Genomic DNA, 17,348 nt, shown 5'->3' with positions numbered 1-17,348 from the left:
GGCGACCTAGGGGACGTTCGCGCCGTCCGGCCGGAGCGTGAGCTCGCGCACGGAGGCCTCGCGCACGGCCGGCTCGCTGAACGGCCACGCGTAGGACTCCCCGTGCGCCCACGCCGAGAACTGGTCGGTGTAGTGGACGCTCCCCGGGTGGCCGGACGTGCCGGTCAGGTTCACCCAGGTGGACGCGTCGAGGTCCGCGAGGTCCACGACCATCCGCATCGAGGGTCCGGCGGTCACGGTAAAGTCGCCCGACGCGGCATCCCACGACATGGCGTTGACGATCGAGGAACCGCCCGGGACCGGGAGCGGACGCGGGTTCATGAGCTGCCGCACGGGCGCCGGCACACCCTCACCACCGAGCACCGGGTGCTCAGGCGCGGCGGTGTGGAGCCGCCCCCACTGCCACTCGGTCGCGTCCTTGCCGAGCTTGCGCGTGAGCTCGAGGCGCGCGCTCTCGAGCGAGCGAGCGAGGATCTCGTCACGGGTCTCGACGACGTTGACGGTGGTGCGGTCGTCCCACCACGCGCTGCTCGGGTCCTCGAGCAGGTCCATGACGACGGCGAGCCACCGGCTGTCGCCGCTGGGCCACTGCTCCTGGGGCAGGTCGTCCCAGAACGTCAGCTCGAGCAGCGTGGACCACACGGCCGCGAAGTAGGCCGCGGCGGCTGAGTCCGTGGTCTGCACGCCGTCCCACCCGCGCAGCAGGTCCACGCCCTCGCGCGTGAAGTCGTCGGTCACGGGCGCCTCGAGCAATGCCGGCACCAGGGCCGCGGCGTACGGGCTCCACGCGTCGTTCTGCAGCTCCCCGGTCATCGCGACGTCGATCGGCGTCCCCGCGGCGATCGCCTCGTCGAGCAGGTCCCGGATGCGCTGGGAACGGAAGCCGTAGTCCCAGTCCGCCGTCAGGAACGGTCCGGTGCCGGCGGCGGTCACGGCCTGGTTGGCCGCGACGACGTAGCCCACGGCGGGGTCGACCGCGGCCGGCATGTCCGCGGCGTCGACGTAGCCCTGCCAGTCGTACCGCGCGTCCCACCCCGGCCGTGGCCAGGTCCCGTCCGACGGCACGGGGCCGTCGGTGACTCGCGCCCGGACGGGGATCAGCCCGGGGGCCTGGTAGCCGATCTGACCACCCGTCGTGGCGAACACGATGTTCTGCGACGGCACCGCGAACAGGGCCGCGGCCGCGGCCACGTCCTGCGCCGTCGAGGCGAGGTTGAGCGCGAACACCGCGTCGGCCGTGCGGCCCGGCTCGAGGGCGGTCCAGGAGAGGGCGACCTCCATCGAGCGCCGCGGCCCCTCGGGCAGCGGCGACCCGGTGACGCGTGCGACGCCCAGGGCGTCCGAGACGAGCGGGCCGTGGACCGTCGAGCGAACCTCGAGCTCGATCGGGTCGCTTCCGTTGACCTCGATCCGCTCGGTGCGGACCTCGAGGGGCACCTCCTCGCCCTCGCGCTCGTACGTCGCGGCCTCGTCGTCGACGCGCTCGAGGAAGAAGTCGGTGACGTCGGCACCCAGGTTGGTCAGGCCCCAGGCGAGCTCGGCGTTGTGCCCGATGATCACGCCGGGGAAGCCCGAGAACGTGAAGCCCGAGACGGAGAAGGGGCACTCGGGCCCCACCTCGCGGCACTGGAGACCCATCTGGGACCAGATGCCGGGGGCCGACAGGCCGAGGTGCGGGTCGTTCGCGAGGATCGGGGCGCCCGAGGCGGTGTGCTCGCCCGCGACCACCCACGAGTTGGAGCCCGTGCCGTCGCCCTCGGCGACGAGGTGCGGCACCGCCGCCATCGCGCGCTCGGTCGCCGCGAGCGCCCGCGTCAGCTCGGCGCTCAGCTGCAGACCCTCGCGCGCGGCCGCGTCATCCACCGCGGCCGACGTCGGCTCGACCTCGCTCAGGATCGGGGCGTTGACCTCCTGCGGGTACCGCGGGAAGAGCTCGTTCACGCGCGCGACGTCGCGCACCGTGCCGTAGCTCAGGGCGCGGGCGAGCTCGTCGTCGTAGTTGCCCCGCAGGTCCCACGCCATCGCCTTGAGCCACGCGAGCGAGTCCACGACGTCCCAGGGCTCGGGGCTGTCGACCTCGACCTGCAGGCCGAGCACGGTGTACTCGACCCCCAGGGCGTCCGTCGAGTGACGGTCGAGGTAGGCGTTGACGCCGTCGGCGTAGGCCTCGAGGTACGAGCGGGTCGAGGCGTCGAGCAGCTCGACCTCCTGCTCGGCCACGCGCCGCCAGCCGAAGGTGCGGATCACCTTGTCGGCCGCGATCGCCTCGGCGCTCGCACCGACCAGCTCGGCGAGCCGGCCCGCGGTCACGTGCCGGCGGTAGTCCATCTCGAAGAACCTGTCCTGCGCGTGCACGTAGCCCTGCGCGCGGAAGAGGTCCGTCGCCGTGTCCGCGTAGACGGTGGGCACCCCCCGGGCGTCCCGCAGAACCGTCACGTCGGCCTCGAGACCCGACAGCGTGCGCGTGCCCGCGTGGTCGGGCAGCGGGCGGCGCACGACGGTCGTCGCGACCGCGAGCGTGGCGACGACGGCGAGCACGACGGTCGCGGCGACGCCGATCAGGAGGGCACGGAGAGCACGACGTCGGGGCACGGGGCCGAGACTAACGGCTCACCGCGACCGCCACCGCCCGTCCCGCGGCACCCGCGCGGTCCCGGGGCGGGCCCCGTCGCAGCCGTGGCGGCGCAGCGCGTAGCATTGGCACTCGCGGCGCGCGAGTGCCAAGCCGGACGTCGCGTCCGCCCGACCGCCAGGAGGAACAGTGCCCACGTACGCGTACGCCTGCACCGTGTGCGACCACCGCTTCGACGTGCAGCAGTCCTTCTCCGACGACGCCCTCACCACGTGCCCCGAGTGCTCGGGTCACCTGCGCAAGCTCTTCTCGAGCGTGGGCGTCGTCTTCAAGGGCTCGGGCTTCTACCGCACCGACTCGCGCGCCGACCGCAAGGGCGGCTCGTCCTCGAGTGGCTCGGGCGGTTCGAGCAGCAAGGACAGCTCGAGCAGCAAGGACGGCTCGAGCAGCACGTCCTCGGCGTCGACCGGCTCCACCAACACGGGAAGCGCGTCGACCTCCGGCTCGACGGGCTCCTCGAGCGGGTCGAGCACGAGCACGCCGAGCGCCGCCGCGTCCTGACACGCGGCACCTCACCACCTCCCCAGGGCCGCCGCACCGCGCCTCTCCACAGGCGCGGCGGTCCTCGTGCGAGGTCCACGGCATCGCGGCCTAGCGTCGCGCCATGCCCACGGCCCCGCTCCTGCTGACGCTGCGCATCGCCGCCTGGCGCGTGCGGCACGCGCTGCGCGCCGTCGCCCTCGCCCTGCTCGTGCTCATCGGCGTCCAGGTCGCCGTGCCCGCGCCGCCGTCGACGTCGGCCGTGGTGGTGACCGCGAGGTCCGTGCGGGCCGGCAGCCCGCTCACGCAGGCGGACCTGCGCACGGTCGATCTCGCCCCCGCCCCGGAGGGCGCGGCGCGCACGGTCGACGAGCTGCTCGGCCGGACGCTCGTGGTCGACGCGCCCTCCGGGCTGCCGGTGGTCGACGACCTCCTCGCGGGCGCCCGGTTCGACCTCGACCCACCGCCCGGGACGGTGCTGCTGCCCCTCCCGCTCGGTGACGCCGGGCTGGGCGCGGTGCTGCGCCCGGGGGACCGTGTGGACGTGGTCACGACGGTGACGGACGAGGCAGGGCCGCGGACCGAGGTGCTCGCCGAGCGCGCCCTCGTCGTGGACGTGCGCGAGTCCGAGGACGCAGCCCTCGCCGGGACGTTCGCCACCTCCACCGGCACGTCCGCCCCCCAGATCACCGTGGCGGTCGAGCCCGAGGCCGGCCGGCGCCTCGCGGCAGGCGCCGGACAGGCTCCCCTGGGCGCCGTGCTGGTGCCATGATCGAGGGGCCGGAGCCGCCGGCACGAGCGAAGGGGACGGTCATGCTCAGCGGGTTCAAGGACTTCATCATGCGCGGCAACGTCGTCGACCTCGCGGTCGCGGTGGTCATCGGCGCCGCGTTCAGCACCGTCGTGACGGCGCTCGTCGAGGGTCTCATCAACCCTCTGATCGCGGCGCTCTTCGGCTCGCCAGACCTCACCGGGGTCGGGGTCTTCGAGGTCAACGAGGCGGTCTTCTCGGTCGGCCTCGTGCTCGACGCGATCCTCAAGTTCCTCATGGTCGCGGCGGCGATCTACTTCCTCATCGTGCTGCCGATGAACAAGCTCGCCGAGCGCCGCAAGGCCGGGGTCGAGCCCGAGCCCGAGAAGCCGGGCGAGGACATCCTCCTCCTCCAGGAGATCCGCGACCTGCTCGCGCAGCGGCGCGAGGTCTGACCCGCGCGCCGCCCGGCCGGCGACGCGTCACCAGTGCGGCGGGACGTCCCGGAGGAAGCGTTCGTCGTCGTCCCGGCCCTCGGGGCGTTCGCCCCAGCCCACGTCGGCGTCGTCGGCCGACCGCGTCTCCCCCGTCGCGGGGTCCGTGACCGCACCCTCGCCCGTGGGCGCCGTCCCACCGACCGCCCGGCGGCGGCGTCGCGGCCGCTTCCCGGGCTCACGGGGTCCCGTGGCGCGCGCGTCGTCCGGCACGCGCTCAGCCCCGACGACGCACCGCGGCGCCGACGACGGCGTCGATGCGTGAGCCACGACGCGTGAGACCGAGCTCCGCGCGCAGCGCGGCCGCGAGCTCGTCGTCCGTGCGCTCGACCCCGTCGGAGCGGATCCAGGCCACGAGGTCGTCGAGCTGGTCGTCCGTGTAGGCGGCGATCGGCAGGCCGGGCTCGACGCGCGGACGCGGACCCCGCACGCCGCGCGCGACGACAGGCGGTGCGGGGTGGTTGCGTGAGGCCTCGAGGATCCCCGTGGCCGTCAGGTCGTGAGCCGCGCCGAGCGCGGTGCCGGGCACCGGAGCCGGCACAGGCGCGGACGCGGCCTCACCGGCGGCATGCGGCGCGTCGACGCCGTCGACCCCGCCCGGCCCAGCCTCCTGGCCCGGGACGTCCGCTGGTGGCTGCCCCCCGACCGCCGTCGCGTCGGGCGTCGCGTCGGCGGGCTGCGCGTCCACGAGCACGGGCGGTGCCGCGGCGACGGGGCGACGGGAGCGCCGCTCGGCCAGCCGGCGCCCGCACGCCTCGACCGTCACGTCGCAGATCGCGTCCGCCTCACCCTGTGGGTCGAGGAACGCGGCCGCCGACCACACCTGCACGACCGACCAGCCGAGCCGCTCGAGGCGCTCGGGCGCCTGGCGGTCGCGCACGCGCACGCTCGGCTCACCCACGTAGTCGTCGTCGTCGGTGAGTACCGCGACGAGCATCTCGTCGGGCAGGTCCGGGTGCCCGACCGCGAGGGGGATGCGGTGCTCGCCGATCCCGTGGTCGAGCTCGACCGTGAGGCCCGTGCGCCACAGCCGCTCGGCGAGGTCGAGGACCAGCCGGTCGGGCTCGCCGTGCGGTTCGGGCGCCGAGCGCTCACCGGGCGCAACACCCGTGCGGCTGCCGGCCAGCTCGAGGAGGTCCGCGAGCAGCCGGGCACCAGGGGCGCGCAGTCGCTCGGGGTCCAGGTCACCGGCACCGAAGCAGCTCACGACGGTGAGCCGGTGCCTGGTCGAGCCGAGCGCCTCGAGCAGACGTCCCTCACCGCCCGGCTCGCTGAGCGCGCCGAAGCGGTGCAGCACGCGCCCGTGCGGCGTGCGCCCGAAGCCGACGGACAGGATGACGGCCGCACGGCTGAGGCCCTGCGTCGCACCCACCTCGACCACGGCGAAGGGCTCCGGGCGCCCGGGGCGGAAGAAGTCACCGAGAGACGGGTTCTGCCGCACCTCGGTGAGCACGGCGTCGCGCACGCGCTCGGCGTGCACCGCGGAGGCCGTGACGACCGCGAGCGACTCCTCGGGTCGCGTGAGGGCGTGCTCGAGCACCAGCTCGACGACGTGCTCGACCTCCGCGGGCGTGCCCTCGACCGCTCCGTTCGACGCCGGCATCCCGGTGCCGTCGACGAGGTCGAGGCGCAGCAGGGACGTGCGCGTGGGCAGGGGCGTCGCCGAGAGCCTGCCCGCGTAGCCGTGCTGCGCGAGGAACTCCGTCAGGTGCGGGTCGCGGCGCGAGGTGTCCGCGTGCAGCGCGACGGCCGGCAGCACCGCGGCCAGCTCGGTGAGGGCGGAGCCCGAGGCGGAGCGCGTGTCACCCACCACGAGCACCTGGCGACCGCGCGCGAGCGCACCGACGACCGTCTCGAGAGGCAGGTGGCCGGCCGCGTCGAGGATCACCAGGTCCTCGGTGCGTGCGGGCGGCAGCACGTGCGGCACGAGCATGGGCGACGCGACCAGGCACGGCCGCAGGTGTCGCGTGACGTCGGGGTAGCGCTCGACGGCCTGCCGCAGCCCCGCGAACCGCTGCTCGACGACCTCGGCGAACAGGCTCTGGGTCTGCTCGTCGGCCGCGCGCAGGCGCGAACGGAGGTCCTCGCGGACCATCGCGAGCGCGAGCACGCCGCGGTCGGACAGGTAACGACGGTCGAGCGTGCGGAACTCGGCCACGAGACGCGTGAGCGCGGCGCCGTCGTACCCCGCGAGCGCCGGGTCGAGCCCCAGGATCTCCTCGAACACGGTGCTCCACCACGCGAGGTCGAGCTCCGCCGCGACGAGGCCCGCCCCCACCCGGCGGTCGGCGAGGTCGGTCAGCAGGGCGCCCAGCCCCCGGCGGTCGAGGCTGCGCACGAGTGCCGTGCGCTCGGGCAGGGTCTCGAGCGCACCGCGGTCCTGACGCAGGCGCTCGAGGCGGTCGACGAGTGCGTCGAACCGCAGGCCGACCAGGTCCCCGCCGGTGGGGGTCGTCGCGAGCACCGCGGACAGCTCCTCGATCTCGGCGAGCGCGTCGGCGTGGTCCGCCTCGATCTCTGCCATGCCGGTCGGGACGCGCGGCCACCCACCCGCGGGGCAGTGGGCCTGCCACACCTCGCGCTGCGCCTGCACGTCCACGAGGGCGGCGTGCAGGTCGGCCACCGGGCGGCCGGGCCGCACCATGTCCTTGGCCTGCTTGCGCAGCCGACGGCGCAGCGAACCCGGCATGTCGATGCCGCGCTCGGCACGCCACTCCTTGGTGGCGGTGGCCGCGACCATGTCGGCCGCCGACCGCTCGAAGACGAGCGGCTGGAACACGTCGAGCGCACCGCGCACGCCCGCGAGCATGCGCAGCTGCTCACCCCACTCGCCGAGCGTCGTCGCGGGTGTCAGCCCCGTCGCGTCGGCCACGTCGACGGCCTGCTCGCGCAGGCGCGGCAGCGCGTCGTCGAGCAGGTGGTCCAGCCGGGCGAGCGCCCGGTGCGCGCGGTCGGGGGTGGGCAGGTCGGCGCCGTACCACGGGGTCTGGCGCGCGGACGTCGAGAAGGCCCCCAGCCCGGCGGCCCGCACCAGGTCGGCCGCCGCCTGCGCGAGCCGCTCACCCGTGAGCGCCTCGGCGACGGGTCCCGGGAGGCGCACGCGGGTCGACGGTGCGGGGCGCGTCGCGGTGAGCCGGGCGAGCGCCTGGAGCGCGTCGTAGGCCGAGCACCCCCACGGCTCGCGCCGCTCGTGCAGCCCGGCGACATAGCTCTGGAGCCTGCCGCGCCGGTTGAGCAGCTCACGCTGGACGATCGCGACCTTCTCGCCGTCGACGTCCACGGGCTCGACCGTCATCGCGCTCAGCAGGCGCTGCGCGACGTGCGCGCGCCAGCCCGAGTCGGGCGGGACGTCGACGACGAGGCTCTCGAGTCCCAGGGCCGTCAGCCGCTCGACCAGGGCCTCGCCCGCGCGACGGTGCCCCGGCACGTAGAGCACGGTGCGTCCGCTCGCGGCGGCGTCCGCGACCACGGCCGCGAGGGTGCCTGCGACGTCGCTGCCCGACGGCGCGTCCACCAGCAGGTGGTGCCCGGCCGCCACCGCGTCGAGCACGTAGGCCTGGGCCGGGTCGAGGTCACCGACGCCGCGCTCCTGGTCGAGCGGGCGGTCCCCGCGCAGCCTGCCCGGCAGCGGGTGTGCCAGCGCGTCGATCGACCGTTCGTCACCCGCGAGGGCACGCAGCACCTCGTGCCGGTCCAGGGCCGTGGCCTGGGCGTCGAGGTCGTCGAGCAGCACCTGCTCGGGGTGCACGAACGTCCCGACGAGCAGCCGGTCGTCGATCGCGAAGTCCTCGAGCACGGCCTCGCCCAGGGCGCGCAGGCGGTCGAGCGCCGGCAGCGGGTCGAAGCCGTTCTCCGTGAACGCACCGCGCGCGAGGGCCGACGGGTCGAGCAGCGCACCGCGCCTGCGCAGCGCCGTCGCGAGCAACGGGTTGATCTCGAGCGACGGGTCGAGCACGAGTGCGTAGTCGCTCTCGCCACGGCCCCGCGCGCGGATCGCGACCGGACGCAGGAGCACCGGGGCGCGCACCGTACGGGCGGCCTCGGCCGGCGCGTCCGCGACGTCGTCGTCCGCAGCGCCGTCGGCCGCGTCGGCGGTCGCGTCGTCGACGCCCCGCGGTGCCGCGGTCGCGGCGGCCAGCCGCACGACGTCGTCCGTGGTGGGCTCGGCCTGCTCGGTCCAGGTGGCGACGCCGATCGCGAGGAACGCCGACGCGAGGCCGTACCGCTGCGCGTGGTCGTCGGCGAGGGCGCCCACGGCGCGTGCGCGGCGCTTGGCGCTCGAGAGGGCGGCACCCTCACGCACCAGGTTCGACAGATGGGTCTCACGGCCCGCGAGCAGCTGGGCGAGGCCCGAGGGATGGGCTGCGGAGAGGTCGAGCTGCGCGTCACCGAGGCGGTCGACGTCGGCGAGCGCGGAGTACCCGGCGCGGTCGACCAGCGCCGCACGCCACTGCGCGGCGGCACGTGCGACGAGCTCGGCCGGGTCGGGGGGACGGACGGCCTGGGGGCGGGCGTCGTCGGGCACGCCCGGGCCACCCGTGGCGCCGTCGGGGCCCACGGGTCCCTGGTCGCTGGAGCGGGCGGGAGCGTTCACGTCCAGCACGCTAATCGCGTGGGCCGCTCGGGGAGCCCCGGCGCGCCGGGGAGGGTCCAGCCCGCGCGGGTGAAGCACGCTGCGGGTGACTGCGGGCCGCGTGGGGATGGGCGCGACGTCGGGGTGGGCACGACGTCCGGGCGGGCACGGAGCCGGCGGTCCCGGGGCAAGAGAAGACGGTGCGCACCGCGCAGGGGGCAGGCGATGCGCACCGTCGGATTCAGTGTGGACCTTGAAGGCTCAACCGTCAAACGTCTGGGCCGTACGGGTGAGGGATGACGCGAGCGTGAACACGACGGGGTGGACGCATGACCTCCCGGTGACCGCTCCGGTGGCCCTAGGGTCGGGTCGAGCACCCTGGCGAGCAGGCCCCGCGACGGCGGGGCGGAGGGAGGGCACGTGCTCCGCACGGCTCGTGGTCCGCGGTCCCGGCCGCGGGCCCGCTCCGCCACGGCCGCTCTCCTGGTGACCGTCGCGCTCGCTGTGACCGGGTGCACGGGCTCGCCCGGCGACACCCAGGACGGCTTCGGCCTCCCCACGTCCTCCCCGACGATGCTGGCCGAGCTGCCCGGCGCGACGCGTCCCGTCGAGGGCACGCTGCGCGTCGCCACGAACGGCTGCTTCCTCTGGTCGGACGACGGCGGGGCCGAACGCTGGGTGCTCTGGCCGCCGGACGCGAGGCACGACGGCGACCACGTGCGGCTCGCGGACGGGACCCGCGTGGGTGAGGGTGCCGAGCTGCGCGGCACCGGGATCGCGGTGGACGCCGCGGACCTCCCGACGTGGCAGGAGGAGGACGGCTACCTGCACTCGTTCGGGACCTACTGCGCCGCCGACGAGTCCGGCGTGCTCGTGCTCGACGAGGTCTCACCCGTGTCGTAGGGCGACCGCCCCACGCGCGTCACCTCGTCCGCACGCGTCCTCCAGCGCCGCAGGTCACGCTCGTCGTGCCCCGCGGCCTCGAACGCCGTCGTCAGTGCGGGCACGTGCGCCAGGACGGCCTCGCGCGCAGAGGGGTCGAGCGCGCTCCGCGCGACCCGCTCGACGAGGTCCAGGGTCGCCAGCATCACCGCGGGCGCACCGGCGGCGTACCAGCGCATCGCGTCGAGCACGGGTGCGACCAGCTCCGGCAGCTCGGGGCGAGGTGCGTGCACGCGCACCACGCCGTCGTCGTCGCGCCGCAGCGCGTCGGGCGGCGTGCGCCCCGCCATCCGCGCGAGACCGGCCGAGAGGTCGTCCAGCGCGTTGATCGCCGTGGTCGGGTCGTTGGTGCCGGGTGACAGGGCGCGCACGGCGAGCTCGGTGAGCTGCTGCACCGCGAACTCGACGTCCTGGGCGGGGGTGCGGGTGTCGCCGATCTCGAGGGCTCCGCGCACCGCATCGCGGACCTCCCGGCTCGCCGCGTGCGAGGGGTGCACGACGGCGAGCGGTACCCCCGGGATCACGTACCGTCCCGGCCGCACCAGGAGCGCGACGAGCACGTCCCCGTCGCGTGCCGCGGCCATCAGCGCCTCCTCGCGGACGAACCGCACGTAGCCGGCGTCCTCGGCCGCGACCTCGCGCCCCGCACGGAGCGCCGTCGCGAGCCGCTCCTCGTCGTCGGCACCCCGCCCACCGGCGGGCACGCCGAGCCTCTCGGGGTACATCCGGTCGACGGTCGAGGCCAGCTCGGTGCGCACGCGGCGCGAGATCGTCGAGACCTGGATCGAGTCGCTGACGTGGTGGATGAACCAGATGAGCACGCCGATGTTGGCCACGGCGAGCAGCACGGCCGCGTTGGTCGCGAGGTGCGGGACGAAGACCCCGTCGTCACCGTCGAGCGTCCGGATCGCCCGCAGCACGAGCAGGCTGTAGAGGAAGGTGGCGACGTAGACGCCCAGCACCGTCTGGTTGCCGCGGTCCGCCATGAAGTTGCGGACGAGGCGCGGCCCGTAGCTGGACGAGGTGAGGGCCAGGACGGCGATCGTGATGGAGAACGTCGTACCGGCGACCGCGAGGCTCGACGTCGCGATGGCACCCAGCACGTCGCGACTGCCGCTCTCGCCCACGCGGTAGAGCACGACGTCGGCCCAGGAGGGCAGGTCGACCCCGCCCAGGCCGCGGTCGAGCGCGACCAGCCCCTCGGCGAGCACCACGGCGGCGACGCACAGGAGCGAGGGGATGAACCAGAAGCTCTCGCGCGCGCGGTGGACCATGGTCATCACGGCGCGACCAGCCCCTCGGACCGGACGGCGCACCGGCGCCCACCGCAGCTGGCTCGTGTCATGCCCTGGTCCTACCACCGCGCTGATCGCGCCGCGCGGTCAGCCGTGGCGTGGCCCCCTCGCTCAGCGCGCGGGACCACCGGCGCCCTCCGACCCGCCGACCAGTGCGGCGAGCTCGGGACGGCGCTCCAGCAGCGCGACGACGAACGGGCACTGGGGGACGATCCGCACCCCACGGTCGTGGAGGTCGCGCAGCGCGGCCTCCACGAGCCGGCCGCCGAGCCCCGTCTCGCGTCGGTGCGGGTCCACCTCGGTGTGGTCGAGCACGACGGCGTCGCCCTCGCGCCGGTAGCCGAGCTCGCCCGCCTCCTGCCCGTCGATCTCCAGCACGTAGCGCTGCTGCTCGGGCACGTCCCGGACCGTCGCCCCGTCCGCCGTCGTCGCCCCGTCCGCCGTCGTCGTCCCGTCCGCCATCACGCCTCCACCCACGTCCCGATGCCCGCCGCGAGCAGGCCGTCGTCGGCCGCCCGTGTCCCGGCAGCGTAGGACGGGAGGCGCGACGGCGCGCCCGGGACCCCGGGCGCGCCGTCGGGTGCGTCAGTCGCAGACCAGCGTGTCCACGGCGTCGTCGAGCGCCGCGAGCTCGTCCTCGTCCGTCGGCAGGGCGGTCACCGCGAGCGTGACCCCTGCGCCCTCGGAGGTCGCGCCACCGCGGGTCGAGTAGCCGAAGATGTCGCCGCCGTGCCCCCACAGCTCGACGCCGCAGCTCAGCACGTCGAGCGACAGGCCCAGGCCGTAGCCGTCGCCCGGCCACTCCGGGGGCATCTCGACGGTCCGCTGCATCTCGGCGAGCTGCGCGGGCTCGAGCAGCTCGCCTCCCACGAGGGCCTCGAAGAAGGCCGTGAGCTCGCCGGGCGTGGACACCACCTCGCCCGCGGCGCCGCCCCAGGACGGGTCGATCCGCGTGATGTCCGCGAGCTCGCCGTCGGCGTCGGGGTGGTAGCCGCGCGGGTGGTCCTCGCGCAGCTCGCGCTCCCCCGGCAGCGGCACGTAGGTGTGCTCGAGGGCGAGCGGCTCGATGATCCGCTCGGTGACCTGCTCGGCGTAGGGGCGCCCGGTCACGGCCTCGATCAGCAGGCCGAGCACGGTGTAGTTGGTGTTGCTGTACTCCCAGCGCTCGCCCGGGGCGAACAGTGCGGGGTGCTCGAGCGCGACGTCGAGCAGCTCGCGGGCCGGCAGGTAGGTGTCGCGCAACGCGAACGGGTCCTCGAGGCCCAGGTGGAGCGTGTAGTTCGGCAGGCCGCTCGTGTGCTGCAGCAGCTGGCGCACCGTGATGGCGGAGCCGTCGATCCCGTCGCCGCGCAGCAGCCCGGGGAGGTAGGTCTCGACCGGCTCGTCGAGCGCGACCTCCCCCTCGCCCACGAGCTGCAGCACCACGGTCGCGGTGAAGGTCTTGGTGTTGCTGGCGATGCGCACCTGCCCGTCGACGGGCACGTCGGCGCCGGACGCGAGGTCGCCGACACCGGCCGTGACGTCGTACGTGGTGTCCGCCAGGTCGACGTGCGCGAGCGCGGCAGGGAAGACGTGGTCGTCGATCAGGGCGTCGAGTGCGGCGCGCGCGTGCGCCGGCGCCTGGCCGGTCGCGTCCGCGCCGGCGCCGTCGGGCTCCGCCGGGGAGGTGGGCCCGACGACGCCGCACGCGCCGAGGAGCAGGGCCAGCCCGGCGCCGACGACGGCGGTGCGGGTGGCCGTGGGAGGGACGGGACGGGTGCGCATGGCTTCTCCTGGGACGGACGGTCGATGACACGTCCAGCCTTCTGCGCCGGCCGCCGCGGCTCGATCCGGCCTGCACCCGTGCTTCGGGTGGTCCGGGCACCACCCGTCCGCGGGTGCGGGCACCCGCACCCGTGACTCAGGCCGCGGCGCGCACCCGCCGGACGGCCTCGGCTGCGCCGCCGTCCCACGGCTCGCCGTGCCCGGGCAGCACCCACCGCACGGGCAGGTCCGCGAGCCGGTCGAGCGAGTCGAGGGCGCGCGCGGGCTCGTCCGTGAAGGGCGCCGGCTGTGGTCCGCGGCGCCCGGTGAGCACGTGCCGGGTGGTCAGCGCGTCGCCGACCATCACCGCGTCCGCCACGGGGACGTGCACCGCGATGCTGCCCGGCGAGTGACCCGGCAGACCGATCACGCGCGGCCGGCCAGGGAGGTCGAGCACGTCGCCGTCCTGCACGAGCACCACCTCGCGCACGTGCCGGGGGCGCAGGCCGCCCTTGCGGGAGGCGTAGGCGAGGAACCTGAGCGTGGGCCCGATCCTCAGCCGGCCCCAGGCGGGCGACGTCGACTCCTCGCCGCGCGCGCGGGCCGCGTCGGCGTGGTGCACGTGGACCGGCACGCCGTGCTCGGCGCGCAACCTCTCTGCGAAGCCCAGGTGGTCGGTGTCGCCGTGGGTCAGCACGACGCCGCGCACGTCGGCGACGCCCTTGCCGAGCGACGCGAGCTCGGCGATCAGCTCGCGCCAGTGGCCCGGCAGGCCCGCGTCGACGACGAGCACACCCTCGGGGGTGTCGACCAGGTAGGCGGCGACGACGTCGTTGCCGATGCGGTGCAGGTGCGGCGCGAGCTTCATGGGGTCCTCCGGTACGCTGGCGTGATGACTACGCTACATAGCCATGAAGGCTAACGTCAATAGCCAACTGTTGGAGGACCTCCGTGCCCGCTCCCGAACGCACCACGCTCGACGCCATCGTCGGAGCCGGCCTCGCGCTGCTCGAGGAGGCCGGGCCCGACGCGCTCACCATGCAGGCCGTCGCCCAGCGGGTGGGCGTGCGGGCCCCGTCCTTGTACAAGCGCGTGCGCAACCGCGCCGACCTGGTGCGGCTCGTGACGGAGGCCACCGTGCGTGACCTCGGCGACCAGCTCACGCGGGGCGCGGGCGGCGCGGCCCCCGCCGACGAGCTGATGAGCCTGGGACGCACGCTGCGGGCCTTCGCGCACGCGCGCCCCGCGGGCTACCACCTCGTCTTCGCACCGGCGCCCGACGACGCCCGGGCCGACCCTGCCCTCCTGGCCGCCGCGAGCGCCCCGGTGCTCGACGCCGTCGGGCGCTTGGTGGGCCTGCAGGACGCACTCGCGGCGGCCCGCACGCTCACGGCCTGGGCGCACGGCTTCGTCTCCATGGAGCTCGCGGGCGCCTTCCGCCTGGGCGGTGACGTCGACGCCGCGTTCGACTACGGCCTGCGGGCCGTGGTCGGCGCCCTCACGCCCCGGAGGTGACCGGCACGACGTCGTCCGCGGCCGGCTCGGTCGCCGCGAGCGCGCGCGGCCCCGCGACGAGGGCCGCGATGCCCGTGGTCACCGGGATGGCCAGGACGAGCCCGATCGTGCCGACGAGCGTGCGCACCACCTCCTCGGCGACCTCGCCCGAGGTCAGCACGTCCAGCAGCGCGCGGTCGCTCATCGCGACCATGAGCACGAGCGGCAGCGCCGCACCCACGTAGGCGAACGCGACGGTGTAGACGGTCGAGGCGATGTGGTCGCGGCCGATGCGCATCGCGCTCGCGAACACCGAGCGACGGCTCGCCGCCGGGCTGGCCGCACGCAGCTCCCACACGGCGGAGGCCTGCGTGATCGTCACGTCGTTGAGCACGCCGAGGCTCGCGAGCACGAACCCGCACAGCAGCACGCCCGAGAGCGACATGCCGGGAGCCAGCTGGAGCAGGTCGAGCGACACCTCACCGCTCAGTCCCGTGAGCCGGGCGGCCCCGACCGCCCACGCGGAGACCCCGGCGGCCAGCAGCACGCCGACGAGGGTGCCGAGCAGCGCGGTCGAGGTGCGTGCCGAGGGGCCGTGCGCGAGGTAGAGGACGGCCGTCATGATCGCGACCGCGCTCACCACGGCCACCAGCAGCGCGGGCCGGCCTGCGAGGAGGGCGGGCAGCGTGAAGGCGCCGATCGTCGCGAGCGAGATCACCAGCCCGGCCAGCGCCGCGAGGCCGCGCAGCCGCGCGACCGCGACCACCAGCACCGTCATGACGACCGCGAGCAGCAGCATGGGCGGGCCACGCTCGAGGTCGACGAACACGTGGGTCGCGCCGTCCACCGACATACCCTCGGGCAGGGTCATCGCGCGCACCCGGTCACCGGGACGCAGCTCGTCGAGGTACTCGGGCGGCACGTGGACCAGGGCCTGCGAGCCGTCGGGGGCGGTGCCGCGGGCCTGCGGCTCGAGCTCGGCGCCCGGGTCCACCGACGTGAGCTCGACGCTCTCCATGACCGCCCCGGGCGCGGTCGTCGGGTAGGAGGGCAGCTGCTCGCCGCGGGGGAGCAGCAGCCAGCCGCCGACGAGCGCGGCGAGCACGGCGGGCACCAGCAGGGCGGTCAGCACGACGCGTGCGCGCCGGCTCGCGCGGACCGGGACGTGCGGCTCGCCGACGGCGGGGTGGTGGGCTCCCATGGGCCCAGCCTCACGCACGCACGCGGCCCCGCCCGGCACGACGCGCAGCGGTGCGGAAGGTCACCCGCGGGATGCGCGGGCGACCTTCCGCACCTGGGCGCTGCGACCCCGGGCGGCTCAGCCGCCCGCGTTGAACTCCTCGATCGCCAGCAGCGGCCGGATCTCGCGCTTCAGGTCACCCCTGGTGGTGTACCTGCGCACGTTGTCGCGGCTCAGCTCGTTGCCGAGTGCGGCCATGATCATCCCCTGGTCGAGCGACAGGTAGCGCTGCGCCACGGTGCCGCTGCGCACGGCCACCGCGTCGTAGAACCCTCCCGGGCCGTACGCGTCGAAGTCCGCGCGGATGTTCGCGAGGTTCTCGAGCGCCTCGTCCTTGGCGTACGGCAGCGCGAGGAACGAGGCGTGCGGGGTCACCACGCCGTCGCCGTACTCGACCGGCTCGCTCGCCGGTCGCTCGCACTCCGGGTCGTCCCAGCCCGGGTCGGTCACCGTGCGCTCGGTGTCCGACGAGTAGCCGTTCGGCTCCATCCCGATCGCGTCCACGCCGTACTCGCGGTAGCCGCCCTCGGGGTTGCTCGCCGGCGAGAAGCCCCAGTAGCCGTACCCGGCCTCGTCGAGCCCGTGCTCGATGTGCGCGCGCACCGTGAGCGGGTGGTTGACGCCCCAGCTCTTCGGCCCCCACTGCGCCTCGGGCACGAACAGGTCGACCATGAGCGCCTCGAACATCGAGCCACCCCACGTGGGGACGAGCTGCATGTCGCGGTACCGGTAGGCGCCCTCGAACACGTCGACGCCCAGGTACTCGGTCCACTCCCCCACGGGCTTCTGCTCGGGCCACGACCAGTCGCACGTGTCGGGGAAGGTCCGGAACATCGAGAAGTAGTGCTCGGGCGGGATCTGGCCCCACGCGATGCCCAGGTAGCTCGCGATGCGCGGCTCGGTGTTGAGGGTTCCGTAGTGGTGACCGGTGTACCAGACGTCCGGTCCGCGGTCGCGGTAGTTGTCCACGACGGCGGCCTGGTCGGCCGGCTGCTCGTCCCAGAAGCCGCCGCGCAGCTGACGCACCTGCGGGTCGTGGTAGAAGCCGAAGTCCATCGTGTCGCGGATCTCGGCCGCCTGGCGTGCGAGCCGTGGCTCGGCGTTGCCCACGAGCACCAGCGCCGTCGCGAGCCAGCCGTTGTCGACGCTCGACAGGAACGGGTAGATGCGCTCACCCGAGCCCGGGAACTCCGTGAGCTTCTCGCCGGTCGCCTCGTCGTACCAGTTGTAGAACATGCCCGAGTCCTCGTGCCGCTCGAGCCCCGCGACGCTCGCGAGGGTCTGCGCGAGCCGGTCCTTCGCCTCGTGCCGGCTGATCAGGCGCAGGTCGCGCGCCACCACGGTGCTCCACAGGTAGGCGCCGATGTTGGTCGGCGAGGTGTACCCGCTGCGGCTGTCGGCCGAGAGGTCACCGTCGATGTTGTCGGACGGCAGGCCCGTGTCCGGGTGGGCCATGGCCTCGAACGAGGCCCACGTGTCGCGCGCGTACTCCATGAGCACGGCCCGCTCGGCCTTGTCGCCCTTGCCTGGGTGGTCCTTGCCGGGGTGGTGCCCCCAGCCCGAGCCGTGGGTCGGTGCGCCGGTGCTGGGCGCGGGGGCCGCGGTCGCGGGTCCCGCGGCCACGAGCCCGACGGTGGTGAGCGCCGCGAGGGTGAGCCCGGCGGCGCGTGTGCGCATGCTCATCTGTGCTTCCTTCCGTCTGAA

The 17,348-nt window shown here is 75.0% G+C and carries 14 protein-coding genes; 5 read left to right on the top strand and 9 right to left on the bottom strand.

Annotation, left to right across the window (positions count from 1 at the left end):
• Positions 1-6 precede the first annotated feature (6 nt).
• Positions 7-2,592: a penicillin acylase family protein gene (locus GXB85_RS15390; protein WP_161918544.1), complete on the bottom strand. Its 2,586-nt coding sequence runs from the start codon at positions 2,590-2,592 to the stop codon at positions 7-9.
• A 169-nt stretch (positions 2,593-2,761) separates the two neighbouring features.
• On the opposite strand from GXB85_RS15390, the gene GXB85_RS15385 reads away from it, so the two are divergent.
• The 3 genes from GXB85_RS15385 (at position 2,762) to mscL (ending at position 4,318) form a co-directional block, all read left to right on the top strand.
• Complete coding sequence (locus GXB85_RS15385) at positions 2,762-3,133, top strand: FmdB family zinc ribbon protein (RefSeq protein ID WP_161918543.1); 372 nt, start codon at positions 2,762-2,764, stop codon at positions 3,131-3,133.
• A gap of 103 nt (positions 3,134-3,236) precedes the next feature.
• Positions 3,237-3,884, top strand: a complete 648-nt coding sequence (locus tag GXB85_RS15380) for an RcpC/CpaB family pilus assembly protein (protein WP_161918542.1) — start codon at positions 3,237-3,239, stop codon at positions 3,882-3,884.
• The gene (mscL, locus tag GXB85_RS15375) at positions 3,881-4,318 is read left to right on the top strand and encodes a large conductance mechanosensitive channel protein MscL (protein WP_237728319.1); all 438 of its coding nucleotides are present in this window, start codon (positions 3,881-3,883) and stop codon (positions 4,316-4,318) included. Before GXB85_RS15380 ends, mscL begins: the two co-directional genes overlap by 4 nt.
• A 27-nt stretch (positions 4,319-4,345) precedes the next feature.
• On the opposite strand, the gene GXB85_RS17930 is transcribed toward mscL, so the two are convergent.
• Positions 4,346-4,570 (bottom strand): hypothetical protein, encoded by a 225-nt coding sequence (locus GXB85_RS17930; RefSeq protein ID WP_202628053.1) that lies wholly within the window; start codon positions 4,568-4,570, stop codon positions 4,346-4,348.
• A 4-nt stretch (positions 4,571-4,574) separates the two neighbouring features.
• The gene (locus GXB85_RS15370; protein ID WP_370524280.1) at positions 4,575-8,951 is read right to left on the bottom strand and encodes a hypothetical protein; all 4,377 of its coding nucleotides are present in this window, start codon (positions 8,949-8,951) and stop codon (positions 4,575-4,577) included.
• Between the two features lie 399 nt (positions 8,952-9,350).
• Between GXB85_RS15370 and GXB85_RS15365 the strand changes: the two genes are divergently transcribed.
• A complete protein-coding gene (locus tag GXB85_RS15365) occupies positions 9,351-9,833 on the top strand; it encodes a hypothetical protein (protein WP_161918541.1) in 483 nt (160 codons plus the stop codon).
• On the opposite strand, the gene GXB85_RS15360 is transcribed toward GXB85_RS15365, so the two are convergent.
• The 4 genes from GXB85_RS15360 to GXB85_RS15345 form a co-directional block, all read right to left on the bottom strand.
• Positions 9,773-11,152 (bottom strand): DUF2254 domain-containing protein, encoded by a 1,380-nt coding sequence (locus GXB85_RS15360; protein ID WP_161918540.1) that lies wholly within the window; start codon positions 11,150-11,152, stop codon positions 9,773-9,775. The two genes, GXB85_RS15365 and GXB85_RS15360, sit on opposite strands and share 61 nt — an antisense overlap.
• A gap of 126 nt (positions 11,153-11,278) precedes the next feature.
• Positions 11,279-11,629 carry a GNAT family N-acetyltransferase gene (locus GXB85_RS15355; protein WP_161918539.1) on the bottom strand — a complete coding sequence of 117 codons (351 nt, stop codon included), beginning with the start codon at positions 11,627-11,629 and terminating at the stop codon, positions 11,279-11,281.
• A 123-nt stretch (positions 11,630-11,752) separates the two neighbouring features.
• Complete coding sequence (locus tag GXB85_RS15350) at positions 11,753-12,931, bottom strand: serine hydrolase (RefSeq protein WP_161918538.1); 1,179 nt, start codon at positions 12,929-12,931, stop codon at positions 11,753-11,755.
• 136 nt (positions 12,932-13,067) lie between these two features.
• Positions 13,068-13,778, bottom strand: a complete 711-nt coding sequence (locus GXB85_RS15345) for an MBL fold metallo-hydrolase (protein ID WP_161918537.1) — start codon at positions 13,776-13,778, stop codon at positions 13,068-13,070.
• A gap of 83 nt (positions 13,779-13,861) precedes the next feature.
• Here GXB85_RS15345 and GXB85_RS18970 point away from each other — a divergent pair, with 83 nt between their 5' ends.
• Positions 13,862-14,425 (top strand): TetR/AcrR family transcriptional regulator, encoded by a 564-nt coding sequence (locus GXB85_RS18970; RefSeq protein WP_161918536.1) that lies wholly within the window; start codon positions 13,862-13,864, stop codon positions 14,423-14,425.
• On the opposite strand, the gene GXB85_RS15335 is transcribed toward GXB85_RS18970, so the two are convergent.
• Both GXB85_RS15335 and GXB85_RS15330 read right to left on the bottom strand, forming a co-directional pair.
• A complete protein-coding gene (locus GXB85_RS15335; protein WP_161918535.1) occupies positions 14,409-15,605 on the bottom strand; it encodes a YibE/F family protein in 1,197 nt (398 codons plus the stop codon). The genes GXB85_RS18970 and GXB85_RS15335 overlap by 17 nt on opposite strands.
• Positions 15,606-15,722: 117 nt before the next feature.
• Entirely contained in the window at positions 15,723-17,327 is a 1,605-nt protein-coding gene (locus GXB85_RS15330) for a glucoamylase family protein (protein ID WP_237728318.1), read from the bottom strand.
• Positions 17,328-17,348 lie beyond the last annotated feature (21 nt).

Source organism: Cellulomonas sp. APG4 (assembly GCF_009996735.1).
Taxonomy (GTDB): domain Bacteria; phylum Actinomycetota; class Actinomycetes; order Actinomycetales; family Cellulomonadaceae; genus Actinotalea.
This window is presented reverse-complemented; position numbering and strand designations above follow the sequence as displayed.